This window comes from Oleiphilus sp. HI0066, from assembly GCF_001635725.1.
The window spans coordinates 1-776 of record NZ_LWFH01001726.1 but is presented as its reverse complement, the minus strand read 5'-3'; the positions used below and the strand labels follow the sequence as shown (position 1 = coordinate 776).

The window sequence follows — 776 nt, the reverse complement described above, 5'->3', positions numbered from 1 at the left end:
AAACCGAAGAGAAACCTGTTGATGTACCTGTTGTTGCAGATCAGCAAAAGCAAGCTTATAAGCCAGAACAAAAAGCGAAGCCTGAGCCGAAGTCTAAACCTAAACTTCAAGAAAAGGTTGCTAAAGCTAAGGTTCCTGTAAAAGCTGAAAAACCAAAGAAAGATCTTACAAAGAACGCATTGAATGTGAGTAAAAAAGATCTTCCGGTGCGTCTAAAATTGTGGTCTTTAGGTACCAGTTATCAGGAACAGGGTGCGCTTGTTTTAAAAACGCCTACTATGCAAATGGGTGATGGCGATTTTTATTCTCAAGTATGGCTAACTCTGACCTCAGAAAAGCTTGAAGTGAACAGCTCTTCAGACATTGATGAGAATCTTGCTGGTATTGGTATTCGTGTAAACGGTGGTGATTTGATTCCTTTTGATCGTATTCAAGCAAAAAATGCAGGTGTGTTAGAAGGGGATTGGATAAACAAATTATCAGAAGGTGGTGAGCTTGAGATTATGCTCGGGTTCTTCCCTGATAAAGACTTAGATAGTCCCGTATTTAAGCGTGTTGCATCAATCAACGATTTATCTAGTCTTGTACCAACTTACTACAAGCTAAAATAGCCGCAGGCAAGATCGAGTGAACGTGAAAGGCAGAGTAGTTTTACTCTGCCTTTTTTATTGGATTTCTTACAAAACAAAACTTGTCTCTTTACCTCTTTTTAGTACTCTTCCTATTCAAATTCGTTATCAATCAAGTTAAGGAGCTATGATGCAATTTCTTCATAC

At 38.5% G+C, this 776-nt stretch carries 1 protein-coding gene; it reads left to right on the top strand.

Annotated elements, in window-relative coordinates:
- Window positions 1-611: hypothetical protein (locus tag A3738_RS31630; protein WP_197474075.1), on the top strand; the 611-nt coding region annotated here is incomplete at its 5' end.
- Between the last annotated feature and the right edge of the window lie 165 nt (window positions 612-776).